The 25,381-nt window shown below is 68.1% G+C and carries 18 protein-coding genes and 8 pseudogenes; 10 read left to right on the top strand and 16 right to left on the bottom strand.

All coding sequences use genetic code 11. The annotated features are described in order from the left end of the window. Positions 1–38: 38 nt before the first annotated feature. Positions 39–590 carry a type IV toxin-antitoxin system AbiEi family antitoxin gene (locus tag G4G29_RS10295; RefSeq protein WP_183150065.1) on the top strand — a complete coding sequence of 184 codons (552 nt, stop codon included), beginning with the start codon at positions 39–41 and terminating at the stop codon, positions 588–590. Here the strand turns inward: G4G29_RS10295 and G4G29_RS10300 are convergent. From G4G29_RS10300 to G4G29_RS10335, 8 genes and pseudogenes are all read right to left on the bottom strand, one after another. Then, a complete protein-coding gene (locus G4G29_RS10300; RefSeq protein WP_183150066.1) occupies positions 577–2,829 on the bottom strand; it encodes a bifunctional (p)ppGpp synthetase/guanosine-3',5'-bis(diphosphate) 3'-pyrophosphohydrolase in 2,253 nt (750 codons plus the stop codon). The two genes, G4G29_RS10295 and G4G29_RS10300, sit on opposite strands and share 14 nt — an antisense overlap. Before the next feature lie 67 nt (positions 2,830–2,896). After that, on the bottom strand, positions 2,897–3,886 hold the full coding sequence (gene secF / locus G4G29_RS10305) for a protein translocase subunit SecF (protein ID WP_183150067.1): 990 nt from the start codon (positions 3,884–3,886) through the stop codon (positions 2,897–2,899). Further along, positions 3,886–5,634 (bottom strand): protein translocase subunit SecD, encoded by a 1,749-nt coding sequence (gene secD / locus G4G29_RS10310; RefSeq protein ID WP_183150068.1) that lies wholly within the window; start codon positions 5,632–5,634, stop codon positions 3,886–3,888. Before secD ends, secF begins: the two co-directional genes overlap by 1 nt. A gap of 56 nt (positions 5,635–5,690) precedes the next feature. Further along, positions 5,691–6,086 carry a preprotein translocase subunit YajC gene (locus tag G4G29_RS10315; RefSeq protein WP_183152804.1) on the bottom strand — a complete coding sequence of 132 codons (396 nt, stop codon included), beginning with the start codon at positions 6,084–6,086 and terminating at the stop codon, positions 5,691–5,693. Between the two features lie 77 nt (positions 6,087–6,163). After that, positions 6,164–7,188 (bottom strand): annotated as a pseudogene (gene ruvB / locus G4G29_RS10320) (Holliday junction branch migration DNA helicase RuvB). A gap of 45 nt (positions 7,189–7,233) precedes the next feature. Further along, positions 7,234–7,800: pseudogene (gene ruvA, locus G4G29_RS10325) on the bottom strand (Holliday junction branch migration protein RuvA); the annotation flags it as partial. A 9-nt stretch (positions 7,801–7,809) separates the two neighbouring features. After that, positions 7,810–8,380 (bottom strand): annotated as a pseudogene (gene ruvC / locus G4G29_RS10330) (crossover junction endodeoxyribonuclease RuvC). 57 nt (positions 8,381–8,437) lie between these two features. Further along, positions 8,438–9,199, bottom strand: coding sequence for a YebC/PmpR family DNA-binding transcriptional regulator (locus tag G4G29_RS10335; RefSeq protein WP_183150069.1), 762 nt, complete (start codon positions 9,197–9,199; stop codon positions 8,438–8,440). A gap of 140 nt (positions 9,200–9,339) precedes the next feature. Between G4G29_RS10335 and G4G29_RS10340 the strand changes: the two genes are divergently transcribed. From G4G29_RS10340 to G4G29_RS21895, 3 genes are all read left to right on the top strand, one after another. Further along, entirely contained in the window at positions 9,340–10,737 is a 1,398-nt protein-coding gene (locus G4G29_RS10340; protein WP_183150070.1) for an aminotransferase class V-fold PLP-dependent enzyme, read from the top strand. 90 nt (positions 10,738–10,827) lie between these two features. Then, positions 10,828–11,271 carry a hypothetical protein gene (locus G4G29_RS21890; RefSeq protein ID WP_244631870.1) on the top strand — a complete coding sequence of 148 codons (444 nt, stop codon included), beginning with the start codon at positions 10,828–10,830 and terminating at the stop codon, positions 11,269–11,271. Next, complete coding sequence (locus G4G29_RS21895) at positions 11,247–11,612, top strand: phosphotransferase (protein ID WP_244631872.1); 366 nt, start codon at positions 11,247–11,249, stop codon at positions 11,610–11,612. The genes G4G29_RS21890 and G4G29_RS21895 overlap by 25 nt, the downstream gene beginning before the upstream one ends. 142 nt (positions 11,613–11,754) lie before the next feature. On the opposite strand, the pseudogene G4G29_RS10350 reads toward G4G29_RS21895, so the two are convergent. Next, a pseudogene (locus G4G29_RS10350) lies at positions 11,755–12,416 on the bottom strand (response regulator transcription factor). Continuing rightward, positions 12,397–13,677 carry a histidine kinase gene (locus tag G4G29_RS10355; RefSeq protein ID WP_183150071.1) on the bottom strand — a complete coding sequence of 427 codons (1,281 nt, stop codon included), beginning with the start codon at positions 13,675–13,677 and terminating at the stop codon, positions 12,397–12,399. Before G4G29_RS10355 ends, G4G29_RS10350 begins: the two are co-directional and overlap by 20 nt. 124 nt (positions 13,678–13,801) lie before the next feature. Here G4G29_RS10355 and G4G29_RS10360 point away from each other — a divergent pair, with 124 nt between their 5' ends. Continuing rightward, positions 13,802–14,542 carry an ABC transporter ATP-binding protein gene (locus G4G29_RS10360; RefSeq protein WP_183150072.1) on the top strand — a complete coding sequence of 247 codons (741 nt, stop codon included), beginning with the start codon at positions 13,802–13,804 and terminating at the stop codon, positions 14,540–14,542. Between the two features lie 230 nt (positions 14,543–14,772). On the opposite strand, the gene G4G29_RS10365 is transcribed toward G4G29_RS10360, so the two are convergent. After that, the gene (locus G4G29_RS10365; RefSeq protein ID WP_183150073.1) at positions 14,773–14,973 is read right to left on the bottom strand and encodes a hypothetical protein; all 201 of its coding nucleotides are present in this window, start codon (positions 14,971–14,973) and stop codon (positions 14,773–14,775) included. 535 nt (positions 14,974–15,508) lie between these two features. On the opposite strand from G4G29_RS10365, the gene G4G29_RS10370 reads away from it, so the two are divergent. Then, positions 15,509–15,880 (top strand): FtsX-like permease family protein, encoded by a 372-nt coding sequence (locus G4G29_RS10370; protein ID WP_183150074.1) that lies wholly within the window; start codon positions 15,509–15,511, stop codon positions 15,878–15,880. Positions 15,881–15,925: 45 nt separating this feature from the next. On the opposite strand, the pseudogene pdxT reads toward G4G29_RS10370, so the two are convergent. Continuing rightward, positions 15,926–16,536, bottom strand: a pseudogene (gene pdxT, locus G4G29_RS10375) (pyridoxal 5'-phosphate synthase glutaminase subunit PdxT). Next, positions 16,526–17,416, bottom strand: coding sequence for a pyridoxal 5'-phosphate synthase lyase subunit PdxS (gene pdxS / locus G4G29_RS10380; RefSeq protein WP_183150075.1), 891 nt, complete (start codon positions 17,414–17,416; stop codon positions 16,526–16,528). Before pdxS ends, pdxT begins: the two are co-directional and overlap by 11 nt. 91 nt (positions 17,417–17,507) lie before the next feature. Here pdxS and G4G29_RS10385 point away from each other — a divergent pair. Then, positions 17,508–18,813, top strand: a pseudogene (locus tag G4G29_RS10385) (aminotransferase class I/II-fold pyridoxal phosphate-dependent enzyme). A 45-nt stretch (positions 18,814–18,858) separates the two neighbouring features. Then, positions 18,859–19,709, top strand: a pseudogene (pdxY, locus tag G4G29_RS10390) (pyridoxal kinase PdxY). Between the two features lies 1 nt (position 19,710). On the opposite strand, the gene G4G29_RS10395 reads toward pdxY, so the two are convergent. Both G4G29_RS10395 and thrS read right to left on the bottom strand, forming a co-directional pair. Then, positions 19,711–20,274, bottom strand: a complete 564-nt coding sequence (locus G4G29_RS10395; protein ID WP_183150076.1) for an HIT domain-containing protein — start codon at positions 20,272–20,274, stop codon at positions 19,711–19,713. Beyond that, complete coding sequence (gene thrS, locus G4G29_RS10400; RefSeq protein WP_244632583.1) at positions 20,271–22,196, bottom strand: threonine--tRNA ligase; 1,926 nt, start codon at positions 22,194–22,196, stop codon at positions 20,271–20,273. The genes G4G29_RS10395 and thrS overlap by 4 nt, the downstream gene beginning before the upstream one ends. Before the next feature lie 178 nt (positions 22,197–22,374). On the opposite strand from thrS, the pseudogene G4G29_RS21900 reads away from it, so the two are divergent. Beyond that, positions 22,375–22,784 (top strand): annotated as a pseudogene (locus G4G29_RS21900) (hypothetical protein). A 90-nt stretch (positions 22,785–22,874) separates the two neighbouring features. Next, positions 22,875–24,224, top strand: coding sequence for a deoxyribodipyrimidine photo-lyase (locus G4G29_RS10405; RefSeq protein ID WP_183150077.1), 1,350 nt, complete (start codon positions 22,875–22,877; stop codon positions 24,222–24,224). A 45-nt stretch (positions 24,225–24,269) separates the two neighbouring features. Here G4G29_RS10405 and G4G29_RS10410 read toward each other — a convergent pair whose 3' ends face one another. Next, on the bottom strand, positions 24,270–25,214 hold the full coding sequence (locus G4G29_RS10410; RefSeq protein ID WP_183150078.1) for a DUF1254 domain-containing protein: 945 nt from the start codon (positions 25,212–25,214) through the stop codon (positions 24,270–24,272). Positions 25,215–25,381 lie beyond the last annotated feature (167 nt).

A 25,381-nucleotide genomic window follows, 5' to 3' on the forward strand; every position in this document is an offset into this window, starting at 1 on the left:
CATCGAGCACGCGGGGTGCGCTGCGCCAGACTGGCGTGGTGCACCCCGCGTTCCTCTATCTGCCCGGCGAGCGATTGAGCCAGAGCGAACTCAGCGCCGCGCGCATCGACGGCCACGTGGTCGAGATGGGCGACGCATACGTCCCCGCCGACCTGGTGGAGGCACCGGACGTCCGAGCGAGCAGCATCGCCGCACTGATCCGTCCCGGCACCGCGGCGTCGCACCAGACGGCGGCATGGGTCCACGGTGCAGGTGATGCCCCACCAGCGGTGCATCACGTCAAGCGCAGCATCGACCGCAGGATACGCCTCGGCACCAGCTCTCGACTCGTCTTCCACGACACGGTGCTCCCCGCGGCAGACATCGCCACGGTCGGCGGCATCGCGGTGTCCCGACCCGTACGGACGATGCTCGACCTCGCCACGACGCTGCATCGAGATCCTCGGGTCCTGGTGTGGATGCACCGCCTTGCGATCGTCTTCCCCGATGTCGCGGATGCCGCAGCGGACGCGCTCCACGAGTTGAGGCGCGTGCCGGGAAGTCGAGCCGGGCTGTCGGCGTTGCGGCGGGTCTCGGTCAGGAGGAGGTGACGCGGTAGACGTCGTACACGGCGTCGATTCTCCGCACCGCGTTGAGCACACGGTCCAGATGCACGGCATCGCCCATCTCGAACACGAACCGGCTCAACGCCAATCGCTCATCGGTCGTCGAGACCGTCGCCGAGAGGATGTTGACGTGGTGTTCGCTGAGTACACGCGTGACATCCGAGAGCAGGCCGGAGCGGTCCAGCGCTTCGACCTGGATCTGCACACGGAACACGCTCTTCGTGGTCGGCGCCCACGAGACGTCGACAAAGCGGTCCTGCTCCGAGCTGAGGGCCTTCACGTTGACGCAGTCCGCCCGATGGACGGAGACACCGCTGCCGCGCGTCACGAACCCGACGATCTGATCACCGGGAACAGGAGTGCAGCACTTCGCGAGCTTGACGAGGATGTCGTTGGCACCGCGCACCAGCACACCCGAATCCCCGGAACGGGGCTCGCGGGTCTGCACGCTGCCGGGAAGGTCGATCGCCCCCGTCGTGGGATCGTTCGCCGCCACGAGTGCGGTGACCTTCTCCAACACCGACTGGGTCGAGACATGTCCTTCGCCGACGGCGGCGTAGAGCGCCGAGACGTCTTCGTAGTGCAGGCCCCTGGCCACCTCGGCGAACGAGTCCTGGCTCATCAGGCGCTGCAGCGGCAGGTTCTGGCGACGCATCGCGCGGGCGATCGCCTCCTTGCCCTGCTCGATCGCCTCCTCCCGCCGTTCCTTCGTGAACCATCCGCGGATCTTGTTGCGGGCGCGCGTGCTGGCGACGAAACCGAGCCAGTCCTGGCTGGGACCGGCGTCCGGGTTCTTCGAGGTGAACACCTCGACCACGTCACCGCTCTTGAGTTCCGACTCGAGCGGCACGAGGCGGCCGTTCACCTTGGCCCCCATCGTGCGGTGGCCGATCTCGGTGTGCACGGCGTAGGCGAAGTCCACCGGCGTGGCGCCGGAGGGGAGGCCGATCACCCGACCCTTCGGAGTGAAGACGTAGACCTCTTTCGCGCCGATCTCGAAACGGAGGGAGTCGAGGAACTCACCGGGGTCGGCGGTCTCCGCCTGCCAGTCGGAGATGTGCGCGAGCCACGCCATGTCGGTGTCGGAGGCACGCACCTCCGTCTTGCCCCCGCCGTTCATGCGCTCCTTGTACATCCAGTGCGCTGCGACGCCGTACTCGGCCTGGTGGTGCATCTCGTGCGTGCGGATCTGGATCTCGACCGTGCGCCCGGCGGGGCCGATCACCGTGGTGTGCAGCGACTGGTAGAGGTTGAACTTCGGCGTGGCGATGTAGTCCTTGAAACGACCAGGCAGCGGCGTCCACCGTGCATGGATGGCACCCAGCACGGCGTAGCAGTCGCGCACGGAGGCGACGAGCACCCGGATGCCGATCAGGTCGTAGATGTCGTCGAACTCGCGGCCGCGGATGACCATCTTCTGGTAGACCGAGTAGAGCTGCTTCGGGCGGCCGACCACCTTGCCGCGGATGCGGAGATCGCGCAGGTCTTCGTCGATCTCCTCGACCACCTGGTTCAGGTACTTCTCGCGCTGGGGAGTGCGCTGCGCGATGAGGCTGTGGATCTCGTTGTAGATCTTCGGATGGAGCACCGCGAAGGAGAGGTCCTCGAGCTCCGACTTGATCGCCTGGATTCCGAGGCGATTCGCCAGTGGGGCGTAGATCTCGAGGGTCTCCTTGGCCTTCTTCGACGCCTTCTCAGGCGGGACGAAGCCCCATGTCCTCGCGTTGTGCAGCCTGTCGGCGAGCTTGATGAGCAGCACCCGGATGTCTTTCGACATCGCGACGATCATCTTGCGCACGGTCTCGGCCTGAGCGCTCTCGCCGTACTTGACCTTGTCGAGCTTGGTCACGCCGTCGACGAGCATCGCGACCTCGTCGCCGAACTCCGCCGTGAGATCGGTGAGGGCGTACCCCGTGTCTTCGACCGTGTCGTGCAACAGCGCCGCGGCGATCGCCCGTGGACCGAGACCGAGCTCCGCGAGGATCTGAGCGACCGCGAGCGGGTGCGTGATGTACGGCTCGCCGCTCTGGCGCTTCTGGCCCTCGTGCTTCTCTTTCGCGACCGCGTACGCGCGCTCGATCACGGAGAAGTCGCCCTTGGGGTGGTTGACGCGGACCGTGCGGATCAGGTTGTCGAGGTCGTTGATCCTCGACGCGCGGGAGAAGATGCGGGGAACCAGTCGTCGCAGACTCGAACCCTGCGATGACGTCTGCGGTTCCGCCATCAACTCACCTCCCGATCAGTTCATCCTACGCGTGTGGAGCAGGGCTCGGCCCCGCCCTGGGCGTCGTTCAGGCGTCGACGGACGCGCGACTGCGAGCCTCGCGGATGCGCGCGTCCCGCTCCTTCAGCTGTGGCTCGTTCTCGCGGAACAGCGAGTACAGCGGAGCCGCGACGAACAGCGTGGAGTAGGTAGCCACCAGGATGCCGACGAAGATCGAGAGCGAGATATCGGTGAGCGACTCCGCCCCGAGCCAGAAGGCGCCGATGAAGAGCACCGCACCGACCGGAAGAGCCGCGACGACCGACGTGTTGATGGAACGCACGAGCGTCTGGTTGACCGCGAGGTTCACGGATTCGCCGAAGAGGCGCGCGGATTTCTCCCCGTCCTCCGTCGTGTTCTCTCGGATCTTGTCGAACACCACGGTGGTGTCGTACAGCGAGTACGCGAGGATGGTCAGGAAGCCGATCACCGCCGCGGGCGAGATCTCGAAGCCGGCCAGCGCGTAGACGCCGACGGTGATCACCAGGACGTCGAGGAGTCCGATGATCGCGGCGGCCGACATCTTCCACGTGCGGAAGTAGATCGCGAGGATGAGGAACGTGAGGGCCAGGAAGATCGCGAGGCCCCACAGCGACTGCTTGGTGACGTTCTCGCCCCAGGCCGGTCCGATGAAGGACGATGTGACGTCACCCGGCTCGACGCCATAGGCATCGGCGAGTGCGTCTGCGACCTGCTGCGTCTCGGCCGCACTCATCTGATCCGTCTGGACGCGGATGTCCGTGTCGTTGACGACGACGACCTTGGTGGCGGCGCCGGGGACGACGGACTGCACGGCTTCGGTCGCCGTGTCCTGGTCGACGCTGTCCGGCGCCTGCACGGTGAACTGCGACCCGCCGGTGAACTCGATGGAGAACTGCACGGGGCGGAACAGGGGCACGAGAGCGGACCCGACGACCAGGACGATCGCGATGATGAACCACAGACGGCGCCTGCCCACGAACGGGAAGGAGGTCTTCCCCGAGTACAGGTTGTTGCCGAATTCATTCATGGAAGGCATCAGGCGTCTCCCTCGCTTCCGGCATTGTTCGGTTTGTCGCCCGCGAGCGCTTCGGCGCGCTTGCGTTCCGCGATGGTCTGCCTGCGGTCGGCCTCACCGCGGGATCGTGCGTTCCGCGCTCCGCGCCCTGCGGAGGCCGTGGCCACCTCACGGAACTGAGAGCGGCTGCGGTAGACGGCGCCGAGCGCTTCGGGATCGAGTCCGGAGAGCTTGTGCCCCCCGCCGAAGAACCGGGTGCGCGCGAGCAGCTGCATCACCGGGTGCGTGAAGATCACGAAGATGAAGACGTCGATGAGCGTCGTGAGACCGAGCGTGAACGCGAAGCCCTTCACCGTGGCGTCGGCGAGGATGTACAGCACCAGCGCCGCGAGGATGTTGATGGACTTCGAGATGTAGATGGTCCGCTTCGCGCGGCCCCAGCCGTCTTCCACGGCCGCGGTGATCGACTTGCCGTCGCGGAGTTCGTCTCGTATTCGTTCGAAGTAGACGATGAACGAGTCCGCGGTGAACCCGATCGAAACGATCAGACCCGCGACACCGGCGAGCGAGAGGCGGAAGCCGATACGCCACGCCAGGATGCAGATGATGATGTACGTCAGCACGGCCATCACGGCGATCGACGCGATGATCACCGAGCCCAGCGCGCGGTACACGATGAGGGAGTAGATCGCGACCAGCGCGAGACCGATGAGTCCGGCGATCAAGCCGATCTGGAGCTGCTGGGTCCCGAGCGTGGCGGAGATGGTGTCGGAGCTCTGCACGGTGAAGCTGAGCGGCAGAGCACCGAACTTCAACTGGTCGGCAAGGGTGGTCGCCGTCTCCTGCGTGAAGCTCCCCGAGATGCTGGGGCGGCCGTCCAGGATCACGCCGTTCATACGCGGTGCGCTGATCACGTCGCCGTCGAGAACGAACGCGAACTGGTCGCGGGGCGACAGGCCGTCGATGCGGTTCTGGTTCAGGCGTGTGCTGACCTTGCCGAAGGCGTCTCCGCCCTCGCCGTTCATGGTCAGCTGCACGATCCAGGCGCCGGACTTCTGGTCACGACCGGCGGAGGCATCGGTGATCGCGGTGCCGTCGAGCTCCGTGGGCCCGAGCAGGAACTTCTGCGCGTCGTCCGGCGAACAGGCGACGACCGGCTGATCCTTCGGCTCGCGCGACGGGTCGTTGTCGGGGTTCGCACAGTCGTAGGCCTGAAACTCCGCCGCGAGCTTCTCCGTCACCCAGGACAGGTCGCTCGCGTCGGTCGGCTCGGCCGTCGGCGTGGCGTTGAGAGTCGGATCCGGAGTCGGGAACGGAGTGGAGTTCCCGTCCTCGCCCACGAACTCGGTGCCGGCGGCGTCCGTGTAGAGAACCGGCCGCAGTTCGAGCTGTGCGCTGGCCTGGATGCGCTCACGCGTCTGCGCGTCCGCCTCGCCGGGGATCTGGACGACGATGTTCTGTCCGCCCTCGGTCGTGATGTCGGCTTCCGCCACACCCGACGCATCCACGCGCTGGCGGATGATCGCCGCGGCCTGGTCGAGCTGCTCCTGCGTAGGAGCCGTTCCGTCCTCCGTCTCGGCGCTCAGGACGATCTGCGTGCCACCCTGGAGGTCGAGCGCGAGCTCGGGGGTCCAGGAGCTCGCCGGCGCGCCCTCGCTGTCGGTGAAGACGAATACGCCGAGGGAGTTGATGCCGAAGAGCACGCCCGTCACGAGGAGCAGGCCGAGAAGGACCCGCCAGGCGTGACGGACGGGAGAGGATGAAGCCACGTGTGTTCAGCTTTCTGGAAGGACGGAGATCCGAAGAGGCCGCGTCGGCCGCGAGGTCACTTGTCGTCGGCGTCGCGCTCGAGCCGGGCGCGCGTCTCCTCCGGGGTCTCGACGGCCGGAGCGACCGACTCGTCGAGCGCGGGCTCGTCGGTGGCGTCGACCGGCGCCTCGACGACCGCGTCCTTGGGCTCGACGACGCGCAGGATGGCCTGGCTGTGCACGTCGATGATCGTGCCCGGAGCGATCTCGACCAGGGCAGGCGTGTCGAGGTCCTCGGGGTCGTAGGAGACGATCGTCCCGTAGATGCCGCCCTGGAGGAGCACCTTGGCGCCGGGCACCGTCTTGGTCGCCTTCTCCTCCTGCTCAGCCTTCATCTGCTTCGTGCGCTTGCGCGTGTTGAAGATCATGAAGACGAGGAGGACGGCGAGAAGTCCGAAGAGCAGGAATTCCATGGGCATGAGGTAGCGCCTTTCTCAGGTGCACGCTCCAGCCTTTGGGCGCGCGAAGATAACCGGGAAGTCTTCAGCGATTATAGGTCATCCAACTTAAGCATCCCGTCCGGATGCGGAATACCGAGATGGGCGTACGCCTCGGGCATCGCCACACGCCCACGCGGAGTGCGCCCGAGGAAGCCGATGCGCACGAGATACGGTTCCACCACGCTTTCCACGGTCTCCGCCTCTTCGCCGACGGCGACAGCGAGCGTGCTCAAGCCCACGGGGCCGCCCCGGAATCGACGGACGAGCGCATCCAGGACCGCACGGTCCAGCCGATCGAGACCGATGGCGTCGACGTCGTACAGCTCGAGTGCCGCACGGACGTCGTGGATGTCCGCTGCTCCCCCGCCGTGCACCAGCGCGTAGTCACGCACCCGGCGGAGCAGACGGTTGGCGATCCGGGGTGTCCCCGTGAGCGTCGCGCGATCTCGGAGAGCGAGTCGGTCGGCAGATCGACACCGAGCACGGCGGCGGAACGGGCGATGACCTGCTCGAGTTCCGACTCCTCGTAGAACTCGAGGTGTCCGGTGAAGCCGAACCGGTCGCGAAGGGGGTTCGGCAGCAGGCCGGAGCGCGTCGTCGCACCCACCAGGGTGAAGGGCGAGAGTTCGAGCGGGATGCTCGTGGCGCCCGCACCCTTGCCGACCATGATGTCGATCCGGTAATCCTCCATCGCCAGATAGAGCATCTCCTCGGCGGAGCGGGCCATGCGATGGATCTCGTCGATGAAGAGGACCTCACCGGGCACAAGGCTCGACAACAGCGCGGCGAGGTCGCCCGCATGCTGGATCGCGGGCCCGCTCGACAGCCGCAGCGGCCGCTCGCTCTCGTGGGCCACGATCATCGCGAGAGTCGTCTTCCCGAGCCCCGGAGGACCGGCGAGCAGGATGTGGTCGGCGGGCCGGCTCTGGATGCGCGCAGCATCCAACAGCAGCTGCAGTTGGCCGCGCACCTTCTGCTGACCGACGAAGTCACCGAGGCTCGTCGGCCGCAGCGCGCCCTCGATCGCGAGCTCGGTCTCGTCGGAGGGCTCGGTGGCGTCGAGCGGATCAGACACGTGCCTGACCCCCTGTGCCGGTCCGAGCAGGGCGAGAGTGCGTCGGAGGAGCGATGCCACCGAGGCACGCTCGGACTCCGTCGCATCGGCAGCGGTCTGGACGGCGGCCTCGGTGGCCACCTTCTCCGACCAGCCCAGACCGATCAGGGCCGCCGCCACCTGGGTCACGACGTCCGTCCCGCCCGAAGCGGCGGGTTTCGGAGCGGCGGCGAGGGCCTGCACCTTTCCCGCGAGCTGCACGACGATGAGCTTGGCGGTCTTCGGCCCGATGCCGGACACTCGTCGGAACGGAGCGTCGTCCTCCGCCGTCACGGCTTCGGCGATCTGCTCCGCGGTGAGGTGTGAGAGCACGCCGAGAGCAGACTTGGGCCCCACTCCGGTGACGCTGATCAGCAGACCGAAGATCTCCAGTTCACCCCGATCGGCGAAGCCGAACAGCGAGAGAGCGTCTTCGCGGACGATGAGGCTCGTGTGAAGGAGCATCTTCTCCCCCACGGCCGCCGTGTGCGCGACATCGGCAGGGACCGCGACGGAGAATCCGACTCCACCCACATCGATGACGACCTGATCGGCTGTCGCATGCAGGACGACACCGTGCAGTGAGGAGATCATCGTGCCAGCCTACGGCGTCGCTCGTAGATATGTTCGAGCGACACGCTTCTCGGCATCCGCCCACGCGCGCTGCGCGGGAGTCAGCCCCCTGCCCCGCCGCTGCCGGCCCTCCGCGACGCCACGCGTGACACAGAGCGATGGCGAGAGCATCGGCGGCGTCTGCCGGCTGCGGCAGGGCGTCGAGCCGCAGGATCCGCGCGATCATCGTCTGCACCTGTCGCTTGTCGGCCGCGCCGTAGCCGGTCACCGCCGCCTTCACCTCGCTCGGCGTATGGGTGGCCGCGGGGAGCCCCGACTCGGCGGCGACCAGCAGCGCGACACCACTCGCCTGCGCGGTGCCCATCACCGTATGGGTGTTCTGCTGGGCGAACACCCGTTCCACCGCGACGGCATCGGGGCGGTGTTCGGCGATCACGGCGCGTATGCCAGCCGCCACGATGGCGAGACGATCGCCGGGCTCGGCATCCGGCGACGAGCGGATCACTCCGACGTGCACCAGGGTGCCGCGACGCGAGCGATCGACATCGACCACGCCGACCCCGCACCGCGTGAGGCCCGGGTCGATGCCGAGCACGCGCAGAGAGGAGGTCATCCCCTCAGGCTAGGCCGCAGCGCCGACAGGGGCCGTCCGGCGCGCCTACGCGTCGTCGTTCTCCAACTCCGCCTGCACCTCTGCGGTGAGGTCGAAGTTGGTGAACACGTTCTGCACGTCCTCGCTGTCTTCGAGCGCGTCGATGAGCCGGAAGATCTTACGTGCGGTGTCGGCGTCGATCTCGACCTTGAGGTTGGGGACGAACTCGACGTCCGCCGACTCGTAGTCGATGCCTGCTTCCTGCAGCGCCGTGCGGACGGCGACCAGGTCGGTCGCCTCTGTGACGATCTCGAAGCCCTCGGCGTGCGGCTCGATCTCCTCGGCGCCGGCCTCGAGCGCCGCCATCATGACGTCGTCTTCGGTCGTGCCCTCGGAGCCGACGACGATGACGCCCTTACGACTGAAGTTGTAGGCGACGCTGCCGGGGTCGGCAAGAGTGCCGCCGTTGCGGCTGAGAGCGGTACGCACCTCGGCGGCCGCACGGTTCTTGTTGTCGGTCAGACACTCGATCATGAGGGCGACCCCGTTGGGTCCGTAGCCCTCGTACATGATCGAGAGGTACTCGACGGCCTCACCGCCGATGCCCGCACCGCGCTTGACCGCGCGGTCGATGTTGTCCTTGGGGACCGAGGTCTTCTTCGCCTTCTGCACCGCATCGAACAGAGTCGGGTTGCCCGCGAGATCAGGCCCGCCGAGCTTGGCCGCGACCTCGATGTTCTTGATGAGCTTGGCCCAGGACTTCGCGCGCCTGGAGTCGATGATGGCTTTCTTGTGCTTCGTGGTCGCCCACTTGGAATGCCCGGACATAAGTCTCCGCTCGTCGTATCCGCCCCGGAGCGTGCCCAGGGCGTCGTCCATTCTATCGAATCGCCGCAGCCGCCCGAATGGCGCCGTATGAGGGCGCTCATCCCCTGGTGTCCCGACGCGTGCAGGTGTAGTCCTGAGACATGACCGGCAACTCTCCTGACGACAGAGCGCACGCACTCGAGACGGCCCATCATGCGGCCCTGCGATTCCTCGACTCCGTCGACGAGCGCCCGGTCTGGCCTCGAGCCTCTCTCGATGACATGCTCGCCGCATTCGGCGGGCCGCTCGCCGAAACGGGGATCGACCCTGCCGAGGTGATCGAGGAGATCGCGGAGAACGCCGATCCCGGACTGGTCGCCATCCCCGGCGGGCGGTTCTTCGGTTTCGTCATCGGCGGGACATACCCTGCCGCACTCGCCGCCGACTGGCTCGTCTCCGCGTGGGACCAGAACTCCGGATCATCCATGCTGGCCCCCGCGACGGTCGCCATGGAGCGCATCGCAGGGCAGTGGATGCTCGACCTCTTCGGCCTCCCTCCGACGGCCAGCGTCGGATTCGTCACGGGCGGCCAGCTCGCGAACTTCACCTGCCTCGCCGCCGCCCGGCAGGCCGTGCTCTCCCGCGCCGGATGGGACCTCGCGGAGAGCGGGATGCGCGACGCACCCCGAATGCGCTTCGTCGTGGGCTCCGACCGTCATGGATCGATCGACCGCGCGGCGCGATTCCTCGGCATCGGACGCTCTGAGCTGATCGTGGTCCCGTCCGACGACCAGGGGCGGATGCGCGCCGACGCACTCGAGCCCGCACTCGCCGACGGAGAGGGTCCGCTCATCGTGTGCCTGCAGGCGGGCGAGGTGCACACAGGGGCGTTCGACGAGTTCGACGTTCTCACCGCGATCGCGCACGCCCATGGCGCCTGGGTGCACATCGACGGGGCATTCGGGCTCTGGGCGGCGGCAGCACCCTCCTTGAGCCATCATCTGACCGAAGGGATCGCCGCCGCCGACTCCTGGGCCACCGACGCGCACAAGACGCTGAACGTCCCGTACGACTGCGGCATGGCGATCGTGCGCGACCCCGCAGACTCGATCGCCGCGTTCCGCACCGGCGGCGACTACCTGATCTACTCGGGTCTCGACCCGTGGGACGTCACCCCCGAGCTGTCACGGCGGGCTCGGGGTGTGCCTGCGTGGGCGGCTCTCCGCAGCCTCGGCAGGTCCGGCGTCGCGGCGCTGATGGATCGCCTCCATGCGAACGCGCTCCGGATGGCCGCCGGTCTCGAGACGATCGACGGAGTCGAGGTCCGCAACGAGGTCGGGTACACCCAGGTCATGTTCTCCCTCGACTCCGACGAAGGCACCCGTGCCCTCGGCGCGGCGATCCTGGACGAGGGGACCGCCGCCGTGACGGGTGCCGAGTGGCGCGGTCGTGCGGCATTGCGATGCTCGATGTCGTCATGGGCGACGACCGCCGAAGACGTCGACCGCACGGTGCACGCCATCCGGGGCCTCGTGGCGTCCGCACCGCGCAGAGCGTGATCTCGCCGGTCGGCCCGCTCGCGGAGTGCTGCTAGCGTCGAGGAACCCGTGCCCCGGGGCCGCGACGCTGCGAGCGAAGGGAACGACACCATGAACGCAGGCGCCGACCGACTCCGACCTGAGTGGTCCGCACTCCCCCTCCTCCTCCGCGCCCGCATCGTGGACGCCATCGGAGGGCGCTTCGTCAGAGATGCTCCCGCCCAGAACGGATTCAGCGCGGGTTACGCAGGGGTGGTCACCACGACCAGGGGCACGGCATTCGTCAAGGCCTGTGCGCACGACGGCCACCAGGACTCCCTCGCCTATCTCCGTGCGGAGATGCGAGTACTCGCCGTGCTGCCCTCGGAGATCGCTCCCACCGTGCTGGGCGACGTCGATGAACCGGTCGGCGCTGCACTCCTGCTCGCCGCCATCGACGGCCGTCACCCGGGGACCCCTGGGTGGTCGATGACCTTCATGCCATCGCGGAGCGCCTTCGGGTTCTCGCCTCGACCCCCGCGCCCGTCGGGATGCCCGATGCCACCGACAGCATGATCCCCGGCTTCACGCGCTGGCGCGACATCGCCGACGACGAACACCTGGCGCACGGCCTTCCCGACGGGCTGAAGGAGCGGATCGCCGAGCTGCTGCGGATCGAGCGCGGTCTCGGCGACGCCGTGAGCGGGCGGGTGATCGTCCACGGCGACGTGCGCGCAGACAACATCCTCGTGCAGGACGGGCGAGCACATCTCCTGGATTGGCCGCATGCGCTCAGGGGCGCCCCGTGGGTGGACCTCCCCTGCCTGCTGCCCAGCATCGAGGCGGCCGGGGTCCCTCGTGCGAGGACGCGTGGCGCGTCTTCGAAGAGCACGGGGCCCCGCCCGCCCCGGAGATGATCGCGATCATCTCCGGATTCGCGTCGTTCCTCTGGTACGCGCAGGCGCAGCCGGACATTCCTCAGCTCCCCGGGCTCCGGGCGTTTCAGCGCGCACAGGCGCTCCCCGCGCTGCGCTGGCTCGACGTCCTGCTGACACAGACTCAGGAACGTGCGGAGTCGAGGTAGGTCAGCACCGCCCGCACCCGGCGGTTCTCCTCGACCGGTCCGAGGCCGAGCTTGGTGAAGACGTTGCCGATGTGCTTGCTCACCGCGGCGTCCGTCAGGGTGAGCGTCGCCGCGATCTGGGTGTTCGACTGACCGTCTGCCATGAGCGCGAGCACTTCACGTTCTCGCACCGTGAGGGTGTCGAGCGGCCCCGGCCGCGAGGAGCCGAGAAGATGCCGCACCACCTCAGGGTCGATGACCGTCCCCCTGCGGCGACGCTCTCGAGCGCGGTGGCGAAGTCGCGCACCCGGTTCACCCGGTCCTTGAGCAGGTACCCGATCGCACCTTCCGGGAGTGTGAGCAGTTCGCGGGCGTAGGTGTCGGCGATGTACTGCGAGAGCACCATGATCGGCTGATGCGGGTGAAGGGCGCGGATACGGAGTGCGGCACGGAGCCCGTCGTCGCTGTTCCCCGGCGGCATGCGTACGTCGGTGATCACGAGGTCGGGCAGGTCTCCGGCGTCCGCCGCGCGGCCGAGCGCCTCGAGCAGTCCAGGCGCCGACTGCGCGGTCGCCGTGACGGTATGGCCGAGCCGCTCGAGCAGTGCGGTCAGCGCTTCGCGCAAGAGCGCGGAGTCCTCAGCGAGCAGCAATCGCATTCGGCACCGTTCCGTCCGTGAGCAGGGGCAGCATCATGTGAAGGGTCGTCGGTCCTCCGGCGGGACTCACCACCGCGAACCGCCCGCCGAGTGTCTCTGCGCGCTCGCGAAGGCCTCGTAGTCCGGTGCCGCCGTTCGCATCCGCACCTCCGTGCCCGTCGTCCGTGACGACCATCGACAGCAGACCGTGCTCCACACGCCCCTGCACGGTGACCCTCGTCGCGACGCTGTGCTTGGCGGCGTTGCTGATCGCCTCGGTCACCAGATAGTAGGCGGCGGTCTCGACCGCGACGGGAAGCCTGCCGACGTCGACCTCGAGACGCAACGCCACCGGGGCACGGTCGGCGAGCTCGTCGAGTGCGGCACGAAGCCCATGGTCCATGAGGACGACGGGATGGATGCCGCGCACCGTGTCCCGAAGCGTCCCCATCGCCTGCTCCGCCTGGCTCTGCGCGGCCTCGAGGGCCTCGCGAGCGGGCAGTGTGTCTGCACCTCGCGCTTCGAGGTCGTCGAGCTCGAGGCTCACCAGGCCGAGCCGCGCGGCGAGCGTGACGAGTTCCTGTTGCACACCGTCGTGCAGATCGCGCTCGATGCGCCGCCGTTCGGTCTCGAACGCCTCGACGAGCGTCACGCGCGACTGGATCAGACGTTCCATGTTGCGGACGAGCTCGTGCTGCCGCGGGCTGCAGAGCCCGCGCAGGAGCGACGCCTGCCCGGCGGCGAGCACGGCGTTGACGTAGGCGATCGCGCAGACGGCGATCAGCCCGATCGGGACGACCGGCCACCAGGTGTCGGGAGCGACGAGCACCCATGCGTCGCCGAAGAGGTTGATGCGCGTGGGGCCGCGGGCACCGGAGACGGCGATGTAGACCAGGAGCACCGCCCCGAGACCTTCGAAGAACAAGACAGCCAGCACGACCCAGCCGATGAGCAGGTCGACGAGCACAGCCGCCGCCTCGCGCCACGTCGCGCCTTCACTCATCCGCACCGCCAGCCAGATGTGTCGCTGCTCCCGGGCCAGCGGCACGTGCCCCGACGCCTGGGCGGGAAAGCCGAGCCAGCGGGTGCGACGACGCTCGATCGCGCCGATGACGATTCCCCACAGCGGCACCAGCAGCACCGACACGATCAGGACGGGCAGGAGCAGCACCCCGATCAGGGCACTGGCCACGAGGTAGAGGAGCACGCGCCACGGCCAGCGTCCGACCAGGAAACGCCACGGCGCACGCATCATCGCATGCCATACGGTCTCGTCCCCCATGCCTCCACCCTAGGGAGCGGACGCTTCTGCGGCGCTCATCTCCCACGAAGAGTAGACCCAGCTCTACCAGGATCCTCGTCCCCACTCCCTCGCGCGGATCGCGGGGATCCCCTGGAATGAGCAGGTGACCGAGCCACTGATCCATGCCGCGAACCTGCACAAGACCTTCCCCGGCGCCGGAAGGAGGCAGCCACGGGTGCCCGTGCTGCGCGGCATCTCCCTGGACGTTCATCCCGGCGAGATGATCGGCATCGTCGGACCCAGCGGATCCGGCAAATCCACCCTGCTCTCGTGCCTGTCCGGTCTCGAGTCCTACGATTCCGGTACCATCCACGTCGCCGGTCAGGACCTCGCGGCGCTGCGTCGCGGCGCATCGGCTGCCCTGCGCCGTCGCCACATCGGCTTCGTGTTCCAGTCTTTCAACCTGATCCCGTCGCTGAGCGCACGGGAGAACGTCGCCCTGCCCGCTCGGCTCGCCCGACGCAAGGTGCAGCGCGCGGACGTCGACCGCGCCCTGAGCGATGTCGGATTGGCGGACAGAGGCGGCCATCGACCAGGACAGCTCTCCGGAGGACAGCAGCAGCGGGTCGCCATCGCGCGCGTGCTCGCCCTCCGTCCGGACATCGTCTTCGCCGACGAGCCCACCGGGTCGCTCGACACCGCCACGGGCGCAGACGTGCTCCGACTCCTGCGCGCCTCGTCCGGGCACGGGCGTTCGGTCGTGATGGTGACGCATGACCTCGAGGCCGCCGCGCTCGCCGATCGCGTTCTCGTGCTCCGCGACGGGACCATCCATGACGAGCTGCGACACCCGACACCGGAACAGGTCTTCGAATCCGTGAGCAGGGCAGGGGCCGGCGCATGATCCGCCTCGTCGTGAGCGATCTGGTCCGGCAGTCACGAGTGTGGCTCGGTGTCCTCTTCGTCATCATCGCCACCGGGTTCGTCGGGGCGATCACGGCGGCCCTCCTGGAGACCGGGAGCGTCCACGGGGGCGCCGTGCAGGAGGGACTCTCGAGCACCGCGTCCGCCGTCATCATGTTCACCGTCATCACGGCTCTCGTCGTGCTCGGATCTGCAGCGAACCTCACGATCTCACTCCAGCTCCGCACCTACGTGCTGTGGCAGCTCGTGGGGGTGAGACCGGCTCTCGTCGGCGTCGTCGTCCTCGCCCAGCTCGGCATCGTCGGACTCGTCGGCGCGTTCGTCGGATGCCTCCTCGCCCTCCCCGTCTTCCCGTCGCTGTTCGTCTGGGTGTTCCGTGAGTGGCCGGACATGCAGGGGATCAGCGTGCATCTCGGCGGCGTGAGCATCCTCATCGTCACCGTCGCCATCGGCGTCGTCGTGCTCCTCGGCGGACTCCGCAGCGCGCGGCGCGCAGCCCGCACACCGCCGATCGAAGCGCTGCGTGATGCGGAGCCGCCGCGCATGCGCATGGGCTGGCTCCGGATCGTTCTCACCGTCGCGACGGTGGGCGCAGTGGTCGCTCTCGTGTTGAATCTCGACGGCGGCGCATCGATGTCGACGTTCTCCGGGCAAGCTGTGCTGCTGACACCGCTGATCGCTGCTGTCTTCGCGGCCGCGGGACCTCTCCTGTTCCCGCTCGTCCTGCGCGCATGGACCGCGGCGATACCCGCGCGTGCGTCTGCCACATGGCTGCTGGCCAGGAACTCGGCGCGCTATCGACTCAGCCGCTCCAACGCTGCGATCGGTCCCCTCATGGTGGCGATCGCCCTCGCCGGGGTCTCTACACGACCGCGCAGACGACGGCCGCAGCGCAGGCCGCGCGCACCGGAAGCGATGCCGGGTTCTCCCTCGCCCCCGAGGGGTCGTGATCCTGCTCGGCGGCCCGCTGCTCCTGTCCGGTGTCGCCGCGGCCGCCACGGTCTTCATGTCGAGTCATGCCCGAGGACGCGAGTTCGCGCTGATCCAGGCGGTCGGCTCCACGCCGCCGACCATCCTCCTCGTCGCCGTCTGGGAGGCCGTGGCCTACGCCGTGACAGCGGTCATCCTGGGCGCCGCGGCCACCGGCATCGGCGGGTTCCTCATCGCCGATGCGCTCGACCTGCCCGGCGCCGCCGTCTCGTTCCCCGCCATGGGCCTGATCTCCGGCGGCGGACTGCTCCTGCTTCTCGCCGCCACCGTGTTCCCCACTGCCGCGGCGCTTCGCACCGAGGTGCCGCGCGCGCTCGCGGTCGAGTGATGCCACCGGAGCGGCTCGCCGGGAACGGCGCGGCAGACCGAGGGCCTACCCCTCCCGTGCCGCCCGGAACACCCGGGCACTGTCGAGGAAGCGCTCATGGAAGCGGGTCTCGCCGTCGACTTCGGGGTGGAAGCTCGTGCCGAGGAGGGCCCCCTGCTCGACGGCGACGACGGTTCCGTCCGCCAGCGAGGCGAGGACGTGCACGCCTGCACCGACACGGTCGACGACGGGGCACGGATGAACGTCGCATGCACGGTCGGCGCGCCCAGGGCGGGGACGTCCAGCTCCGTCTCGAACGACTCGTTCTGACGCCCGAAGGCATTGCGGCGCACGTCGATGTCCATCCCGCCGAAGGACTCCTGTCCGTCGATGCCGTCCAGCACGGCGTCGGCGAGCAGGATCATCCCCGCACATGTCCCGTAGACGGGCAGGCCGGCGCCGATCGCGTCGCGGATGGGGCGCTGCATCCCGAAGACGCGGGAGAGCTTGTCGATCACGCTCGACTCGCCGCCGGGGATCACGAGCCCGTCGAGCGTCGACAGCTCCTCGGGGCGGCGCACCAGGGCGACATCGGCGCCGAGTCCGGACAGCAGGGCGGCGTGTTCGCGCACGTCGCCCTGCAGCGCGAGCACTCCGACGCGAGGACTACCAGCCACGCTCGGCGAGCCGGTGCGGAGCGGGGAGGTCGGAGACGTTGATGCCGACCATCGCCTCGCCGAGTCCGCGTGAGACCTCGGCGATGACCTTTGCGTCGTCGTAGAACGTGGTCGCCTTGACGATCGCCTTCGCGCGCTCGGCAGGGTTCCCCGACTTGAAGATGCCCGAACCGACGAACACGCCATCGGCGCCGAGCTGCATCATCATCGCCGCATCCGCGGGAGTGGCGACACCGCCCGCCACGAACAGCACGACGGGGAGCTTCCCGGTCTCCGCGATCTCTGCCACGAGCTCGTACGGCGCCCGCAGCTCCTTGGCCGCGACGAAGAGCTCGTCCTTGGGGAGAGCGGTGAGAGCCGCGATCTCACCGCGGATCTTGCGGATGTGCTTCATCGCCTCCGACACGTCGCCGGTGCCGGCCTCTCCCTTCGACCGGATCATCGCTGCGCCTTCGTTGATGCGCCGGAGAGCCTCGCCGAGGTTGGTGGCTCCGCACACGAACGGCACCGTGAAACCGTACTTGTCGATGTGGTTCACGTAGTCCGCTGGGGAGAGCACCTCGGACTCGTCGATGTAGTCGACGCCGAGCTCCTGCAGCACCTGCGCCTCGACGAAGTGCCCGATACGCGCCTTCGCCATCACGGGAATCGACACCGCGTCGATGATGCTGTCGATCATGTCGGGGTCGCTCATCCGCGAGACCCCTCCCTGCGCGCGGATGTCGGCGGGGACACGCTCGAGCGCCATCACGGCGACGGCGCCGGCGTCTTCGGCGATCTTCGCCTGCTCCGCGGTGACGACGTCCATGATGACGCCACCCTTGAGCATCTCGGCGAGGCCGCGCTTGACGCGCGAGGATCCGGTGGTGGTCTCGGTCATGTGGAGCTCCTATCGGGATGATCCGAAAACAGGTTTGATCTAGGTCAAACATAACACTGTCGGCGACGACCTAGAATCGTCGAGGAGGACCATGAGCGACCAGATCAGCGGAACCTCGGCGTCGGATATCGCCGACAGCGTGCGTGCGCTGCACGACCGCGGCATCCTTCGCGCAGGGAGCGTTCTGCCTCCGGTGCGGGAACTCGCCGCCACGCTCGGCGTGAACCGCAACACCGCGGTCGCGGCGTACCGGCAGCTCGCCCAAGCGGGGCTCGTGGTCTCCCGCGGACGCGCGGGAACGGTCATCGCCGGCCTCGGATCCGTCGCCCAGGAAGGGTACGCGCCCGATACGGTGCTGCGGGACATCGGCACCGGCAACCCCGATCCACGTCTGATCCCCGATCCGGCGCCTGCGCTCATGACGATCGCCTCCCGCCCTGTCCTCTACGGCGAACCCGTGATCGATCGAGGGCTCGAGGAGTGGGCGCGGGAGTGGATGTCGGTCGACCTGGACGACGACGACTTCCGCATCACGGTCACCAGTGGCGCGGTCGATGCGGTGGAGCGCCTTCTCGCACAGGCGCTGATGCGCGACGACGCGGTCGCGCTCGAAGACCCGTGCTTCCTCGCGAGCATCCACACCGTCCGCCTGGGCGGGTACCGCGCAGTCCCTGTTCCGGTCGATGCCGAGGGGATGACGGTGGAGGGACTGCGGGCGGCGCTGGACGCCGGTGTCCGCGCGATCATCTGCACGCCCCGCGCGCAGAATCCCACAGGGGCGAGCCTCACGCCCGCCCGTGCGGCGCAGCTCCGCGCGCTCCTGGTCGATCACCCCTACGTGCTCATCATCGAGGACGACCATTTCTCGGTGCTGTCACAGCGACCCTACGAGTCGCTCATCGGCCCCGAACACCGGCGGTACGCGCTCGTGCGCTCGGTGTCGAAGTTCCTCGGACCCGACATGTGCCTTGCGATCGCCGCGACGGATGCGGAGACCGCCGGCCGGCTGGCGATGCGCCTCAGCCCCGGCACCACGTGGGTGAGCCATCTGCTGCAGCGGCTCGCCCTCACCCAGCTGACCGACGACTCCGTCATGGCGCAGGTCGCCGCGGCAGCGAGCCACTACGCCGCGCGGAACACCGCCTTCGCAGAACGGCTGCGGACGGCAGGCATCGACGCCACGGTCTCCGACGGCCTGAGCCTCTGGGTCCGGCTCCCGCAACCGGCACGCATCGTCGCCGAGCGGCTGATGCGGCGCGGATGGCTCGCCAGGACCGGAGACGACTTCGCGCTGGACGAGTGCGGAACCCTCGCACCACCTGCGCCTCACCGTGCACGATCTGTCCGACGACGATGCCGGGACCCTGGTCGCCGACCTCGTCGCCGCCGGACGATGACCACCTGCCGCGGACGCCTGTCCGCCTGAACGAAAGAGTCGGAGAATGAAGATCCTCTCCATCCAGTCCGCCGTCGCCCACGGCCACGTCGGCAACTCGGCTGCCGTCTTCCCGCTGCAGCGCATCGGTGTGGAAGTGCTCCCGGTCTACACCGTGAACTTCTCCAATCACACCGGCTACGGCGCCTGGCGAGGACCGATGATCGCTCCCGACGATGTGCGCGAGGTCATCACCGGCATCGAGGAGCGCGGCGTCTTCGGCGAGATCGATGCCGTGCTCAGCGGCTATCAGGGCGGCGAGGGCATCGGCGACGTGATCATCGATGCCGTCGCCAGGGTGAAGACCGCCAATCCGAACGCCGTCTACGCCTGCGACCCGGTGATGGGCAATGCCAAGTCCGGCTGTTTCGTGGCCCCGGCGATTCCGGTCCTGCTGCGCGAACGCGTCGTCCCCGTCGCCGACATCATCACGCCGAACCAGTTCGAGCTCGGCTTCCTCACAGACACAGAGCCCGACACGCTGGAGAGCACCCTCGCGTCGGTCGATCTGGCTCACGCGATGGGTCCGCGCACCGTGCTCGTGACCAGCGTCGAACGCCCTGACCGCGAAGAGGGCACCATCGAGATGCTGGCTGCCGACGACACGGGCGCCTGGCTCGTACAGACTCCGCACCTGCCGATGAAGGCGAACGGGTCGGGCGATGTCACCGCCGCGCTGTTCACCGCGCACTACGTCGAGACCGGGAGCGCGAAGATCGCCCTCGAGCGCACCGCATCGAGTGTGTACGACCTGCTCGCGGCGACCCTGGAGTCCGGGCGCGGGAGCTGCAGCTCGTCGAGGCGCAGGAGTTCTACGCCCACCCGCGGATGCAGTTCACGGCCCGCCAGGTGCGCTGAATCACGCCGTCGCCGCGTCCGCCGGAGGCCAGGCCGCGGCGACGGCGTCGCGCACCTCGCCGAGGAGCTGCGGGAGCGCCTTCGTCTTGGCGATGATCGGGAAGAAGTTGGCGTCGGACGCCCACCGCGGAACCACGTGCTGGTGCAGGTGGGCGTCGACACCGGCACCGGCCACCGCGCCCTGGTTCATGCCGAGGTTGAAGCCGTCGCAGTGCGACACCTCCCGAAGCACTCGCATCGCCGTCTGCGTCAGCGCGCCGATCTCGGCGACCTCCTCGGCAGTCGCCTGGTCGTAAGTGGCGATGTGGCGGTACGGGCACACGAGCAGGTGCCCCGAGTTGTACGGGAAGAGGTTCAACAGCACATAGGCGGTCTTCCCCCGCGCCACGACGAGCCGCTCGGAGTCCGGGTACTTCGGCGCCTCACAGAAGGGGCACTCCTCGCGCAGCGGCTCGGGTCCGGCCTGGATGTACGCCATCCGATGCGGGGTCCACAGCCGCTGGAACTGGTCCGGCACGCCGGCGAGGCGCCCGGCATCCTCCAGCGGCTGCTCCCCGTCGGTCACGCCAGATCCCCCGCTGTCTGCACGAGTCCATGGCTGTCGATGACAGCACGGATGCGGGCGACGGCATCCGCGATCGGCACGCCGTTCTCCTGCGAGCCGTCGCGATAACGGAACGAGACGGTGCCCGCGTCGCGGTCCTTCTCCCCCGCGATGAGCAGCAGCGGCACCTTGCCGGTCGTGTGGGTGCGGATCTTCTTCTGCATCCGGTCGTCCGAGGTGTCGAGTTCGGCTCGCACGCCCTGCGAGCGGAGGGTGTCGATCACGTCGCCGAGGTAGTCGGCGAAGTCGTCGGCGACCGGGATGCCCACGACCTGAACGGGAGACAACCACACCGGGAAGTCGCCGGCGTAGTGCTCGAGCAAGATCGCGAAGAACCGCTCGATCGAGCCGAACAGGGCGCGGTGGATCATGATCGGGCGCTTCTTCTGCCCGTCCTTGTCCATGAACTCGAGGTCGAAGCGCTCGGGCAGGTTCGGGTCGACCTGCACGGTCGAGAGCTGCCAGGTGCGTCCGATCGCGTCGCGCGTCTTGAGGTCGATCTTCGGGCCGTAGAACGCGGCCTCGCCGGGCACCTCGGTCAGCTTGAGCCCGGAGGCCACGGCGACGCGGCGCAGCGCGTCGGTCGACGACTCCCAGAACTCGTCGGAGCCGATCCACTTCGACTTCTCGTCGTCCTTCATCGACAGCTCGAGCTCGAAGTCGGTCAGACCGAAGTCGCGCAGCATCGAGAGGATGAACTCGAGGACCTTGGCGACCTCCGCCTCGAGCTGGTCGGGTGTGACGAAGAGGTGCGAGTCGTCCTGAGTGAAGCCGCGCACGCGGGTGAGGCCGTGCAACGCACCGGAGAGCTCGTTGCGATAGACGGTGCCGTTCTCGGCGAACCGCAGCGGCAGGTCCCGGTAGCTGCGCGCACGCTCCTTGTAGATGAGGATGTGCATCGGGCAGTTCATCGGCTTCAGGTAGTAGTCCTGGCCCTGCTTGGTGATGTTTCCCTCGTCGTCGCGCTCCTCGTCCATCACGATCGGCGGGAACATCCCGTCCTTGTAGGTGACGAGGTGGTTCGAGGTGAGGAACAGGTCTTCCTTCGAGATGTGCGGCGTGTACACGTAGGTGTACCCGCCCTCGATGTGGCGCGTGCGGGCGTGCTGTTCCATCTCGCCGCGGATCACGCCGCCGCGCGGGTGCCAGACCGAGAGACCGGAACCGATCTCCTCGGGGAACGAGAACAGGTCGAGCTCCTTGCCCAGGCGCCGGTGGTCGCGCTTTGCGGCCTCCTCGAGGCGGTGCTGGTACTCGCGGAGCTCCTCCTTGGTCGGCCAGGCCGTGCCGTAGATGCGCTGCAGCTGCGGGTTCTTCTCGCTCCCGCGCCAGTATGCTGCGGCGATGCGGGTGAGGTCCCAGCCGTTGCCGATCATGCGCGTGTTGGGCAGGTGAGGTCCGCGGCAGAGGTCCTTCCAGACGACCTCGCCGTCGCGGGTGGTGTTGTCGTAGATCGTCAGCTCGCCCTCGCCGACCTCGACCGAGGCGCCCTCGGCGGCTTCCTTCCCGCCCTTGAGTCCGATGAGCTCGAGCTTGAACGGCTCGTCCGCGAGCTCGGCGCGCGCCTCATCGTCGGTCACGACACGGCGCACGAAGCGCTGCCCCTCCCGGACGATGCGCTGCATCTCCTTCGAGATGGCCTTGATGTCTTCGGGGGTGAACGGGGTGTCGACGCCGAAGTCGTAGTAGAAGCCGTCGGTGATGGGAGGTCCGATGCCGAGGTTCGCCTGGGGGTTGATGCGCTGCACCGCCTGGGCGAGCACGTGGGCCGCAGAATGACGCAGGATGTTCAGCCCGTCGGCGCTGTCGATCGTGACCGCCTCGACCTCGTCGGTGTCCGTGACGGTCGTGGCGAGATCCTTGAGATCGCCGTTGACGCGCATCGCGACGACGTTTCGGTCAGTGAACAGGGCGAAGCCGTCATTCGGCCGGGCGTTTTCAGGCACAGAAACTCTCCATCTGGTCGGTACCCAGGTTACTCGCATGAGCACCGTGTCCTGACCGCTGCCGAGGTCGCAGATGCGGCGGGCGCGCGACGGGATCGCCCTGTAGCGTGAGCGGATGAGCAGAGCAGTCGCGCGCTGGATCCTCGCCATCGCGCTCGGGGGCATCGGGGTGGCCCATTTCCTGAGCACACGAGGATTCCGGGTGGTGGTGCCCGACTGGGCATCGAGGCTGACACGTCTGGACAAGGATGCGATCGTGGTCGCCTCCGGTGCCGCAGAGGTCGCGCTCGCCGCAGGACTCCTCGCTCTGCCTCGCGAGCGCCGCCGGATCGGATGGGCGACAGCGGCCTTCTTCGTCGCGGTGTTCCCGGGAAACGTCCACCAATGGCGCACGCGGCGCTCCACCCCGGGCTCGACACCGACGGTCGGCGACTCGGGCGGCTCTTCCTGCAGCCGGTCCTCGTCGCGTGGGCGCTGTGGGCGACGTCCGATTCCGGAGCACGCATCAGGCCGACCCGTCGTTAGACCGTGCTCTTGCCTCGATCTCTTTAGCAGCTTCTCGGCGCGGGTTCGACCCCCGACGGCGGATGATGCCCCCTCGACGAGAATGGGGCGATGTCCTCGCCTTCCCTCGTCTGGTTCCGCGACGATCTGCGCCTCGCAGACAACCCCGCCCTGCGCGCCGCCATCGATCGCGACGAGCCGATCGTCGCGGTGTTCCTCCTCGACGAGGAATCGCCCGGGTTCCGGCGTCTCGGCGGCGCGGCGCGGTGGTGGCTGCATCACTCGCTGGCCTCGCTCGCCGAGCGGCTCGTCGAGCGCGGCGGCACTCTCGTCCTCCGACGCGGCCCGGCAGGCCGCGTGATCCCCGAGTTGGCGGCGCAGGTCGGTGCCGGGGCGGTGTTCTGGAACCGCCGCTACGGCGGCCCGGAGCGCGAGGTCGACGCCGCGCTCAAGGCGACGTTGCGTGCACGAGGAGTCGAGGTCGCCTCCTTCGCCGGATCCCTCCTGCACGAACCGTGGACCGTCACGACAGGCAGCGGCACGCACTACTCGGTGTTCACGCCGTTCTGGCGCGCCTGCCAGTCGCTTCCCGCACCGCGCGCCCCGCTTCCCGAACCCCGGGAGATCCGAGGAGTCGCCGCTCCACCGAAGTCCGACGCGCTCGACGCATGGGAGCTCCTCCCGACCGCTCCCGACTGGGCCTCGGGATTGCGCGAGACATGGGAACCGGGCGAACCCGCGGCCAGACGACGCCTGCAGCAGTTCCTCGAGAGCGACCTGCCCTCTTACGACCGCGCGCGGGATGAGCCGGCGGCGGGCGCGACCTCGATGCTGTCTCCGCGGCTGCGCTGGGGTGAGGTGAGTCCGCACACCGTGTGGCACGAAGCGGTCGAGGTGGATGGAGCCGGCGGTTTCCTGTCGGAGCTGGGATGGCGCGAGTTCGCCTGGCATACCCTCTACCACTCCCCCGACCTGGCGACGAAGAACCTCCGTCCGGAATTCGACGCCTTCCCGTGGCCGCCTCTCGACCCCGCACACCTCGACGCATGGCAGCACGGAGAGACGGGTGTTCCACTCGTCGACGCCGGGATGCGCGAACTCTGGCACACGGGTTATATGCACAACCGCGTCCGCATGGTCGTGGCGTCGTTCCTCGTGAAGAATCTGCTCGTCGACTGGCACCTCGGCGAAGAGTGGTTCTGGGACACGCTGGTCGACGCCGACGAAGCCAACAACCCGTTCAACTGGCAGTGGGTCGCCGGGTCAGGAGCCGACGCCGCGCCGTACTTCCGCGTGTTCAACCCTGAGCTGCAGGCGAAGAAGTTCGACCCGCAGCACCTCTACATCTCGCGTTGGGCCGCAGACGCGCCGACGGAGCCGATCGTCGACCTGGGCGAGACGCGCAAGGCGGCCCTCGCGGCGTACGAGGCCGTCAGACGCGCCCCCCGCGAACCTTCCTGAGGCATGCCTCGGCGCTGATTCGAATCATGCCGCGGCTGGGTCGAGTCAGGCAGCGATGATCTCCGGAACCTTCCAGGAGGCGAGTTCATCGAGACGCGGACGGTAGAGCCGGATCAGGAGGTTCCATCCCTCGGGGAGGGGAATGGCATTGAGGGCACCGTCGCGGTCATCTCCGAGGCGCACCGTGGTCGATCCGTCGTCATTCCTCGCGGCGAACACGGAGTTGACGTTCGTGGTGCCGGTCGGTCCTGGTTCGAAGTAGCCAGCGGCGTTGTACACGCTCACCGACCAGAACGCGTCGGCGGGCACGTCGCGGAAGGTCATGCTGTAACGCCCGACGGGGAGCTTCGGGTCGATGTTGATGTACGACGCTTCCGCATCAGGAAGGCCACCCCAACCGAGCGCCGTGCCGACAAGATGACGCACCGGGTCGACGTGTTCCTTCGCCCCGAAACATCTCGCCAGACCGCCCATCGTCTTCCCCAGGACCAGCAGGGCTTCACGAACCTGGATGTAGCTTTCGTGGTCGTACTCGGGATGTGAGAATGCCTGGACACCGCTCGCGGAGAGAATGATCTGATCCTGGATCCGATTTACCGCTTCGAGGTCGGTCGGACGTGCCGGATCGAAGAGGATCCGTGCTGCGGCGATCACGTGCGGGGTGTCGAAATCCTCCATCGTGAGGGAGTAGGTACCGGCCCGGTGGAAGACGCGATTGATGTAGTGGTCCTGGTTGATGATCATGACGGAGAGATACCGATCTCCGACCTCCGGCAGGGTGAGGGTGACAGGCCCCGCGCTGAGATCGATGATGGCGACGGAATAGAGCGTGTCGCGATTCTGCCGAATCACCGGCTGCTGGTCCAGAGGAGGGAGCGCGCGGTCATGATGGAAAACGCCCACTCCGCCGATGATCGGCAGCATCCGCTCGATCATCGTGTCGGTTTCGACCCGCGTGAAATTGTCGACATCGACGATCTGTGCACTCATCAGGGACTCCTCGCTGCTCTGTTGGCACACCCTATCGGGTGACGGTCGCCGGGAGTCGGATCACCGAGAGGGCGGATGACCCAGCGAGCGCCGAGAGCAGTGCGTCTCAGTCGTCGGCAGCGAGCCGCGAAGGTCTCTGCTGGCTTGGTGGAGGCCCCGACGATACG

The sequence above is a fragment of the Microbacterium sp. Se63.02b genome (genome assembly GCF_014171575.1).
Lineage (GTDB): Bacteria > Actinomycetota > Actinomycetes > Actinomycetales > Microbacteriaceae > Microbacterium.

Coding starts and splice junctions, on each gene's coding strand:
- G4G29_RS10300 (WP_183150066.1), bottom strand. CDS start 2,829: ATGGCGGAACCGCAGACGTCATCGCAGGGTTCGAGTCTGCGACGACTG.
- secF (WP_183150067.1), bottom strand. CDS start 3,886: ATGCCTTCCATGAATGAATTCGGCAACAACCTGTACTCGGGGAAGACC.
- G4G29_RS10315 (WP_183152804.1), bottom strand. CDS start 6,086: ATGGAATTCCTGCTCTTCGGACTTCTCGCCGTCCTCCTCGTCTTCATG.
- G4G29_RS10335 (WP_183150069.1), bottom strand. CDS start 9,199: ATGTCCGGGCATTCCAAGTGGGCGACCACGAAGCACAAGAAAGCCATC.
- G4G29_RS10340 (WP_183150070.1), top strand. CDS start 9,340: ATGACCGGCAACTCTCCTGACGACAGAGCGCACGCACTCGAGACGGCC.
- G4G29_RS21890 (WP_244631870.1), top strand. CDS start 10,828: ATGAACGCAGGCGCCGACCGACTCCGACCTGAGTGGTCCGCACTCCCC.
- G4G29_RS21895 (WP_244631872.1), top strand. CDS start 11,247: ATGCCCGATGCCACCGACAGCATGATCCCCGGCTTCACGCGCTGGCGC.
- G4G29_RS10355 (WP_183150071.1), bottom strand. CDS start 13,677: ATGGGGGACGAGACCGTATGGCATGCGATGATGCGTGCGCCGTGGCGT.
- G4G29_RS10365 (WP_183150073.1), bottom strand. CDS start 14,973: ATGCACGCTGATCCCCTGCATGTCCGGCCACTCACGGAACACCCAGAC.
- pdxS (WP_183150075.1), bottom strand. CDS start 17,416: ATGACCGAGACCACCACCGGATCCTCGCGCGTCAAGCGCGGCCTCGCC.
- thrS (WP_244632583.1), bottom strand. CDS start 22,196: ATGCGCGTCAACGGCGATCTCAAGGATCTCGCCACGACCGTCACGGAC.
- G4G29_RS10405 (WP_183150077.1), top strand. CDS start 22,875: ATGTCCTCGCCTTCCCTCGTCTGGTTCCGCGACGATCTGCGCCTCGCA.
- G4G29_RS10410 (WP_183150078.1), bottom strand. CDS start 25,214: ATGAGTGCACAGATCGTCGATGTCGACAATTTCACGCGGGTCGAAACC.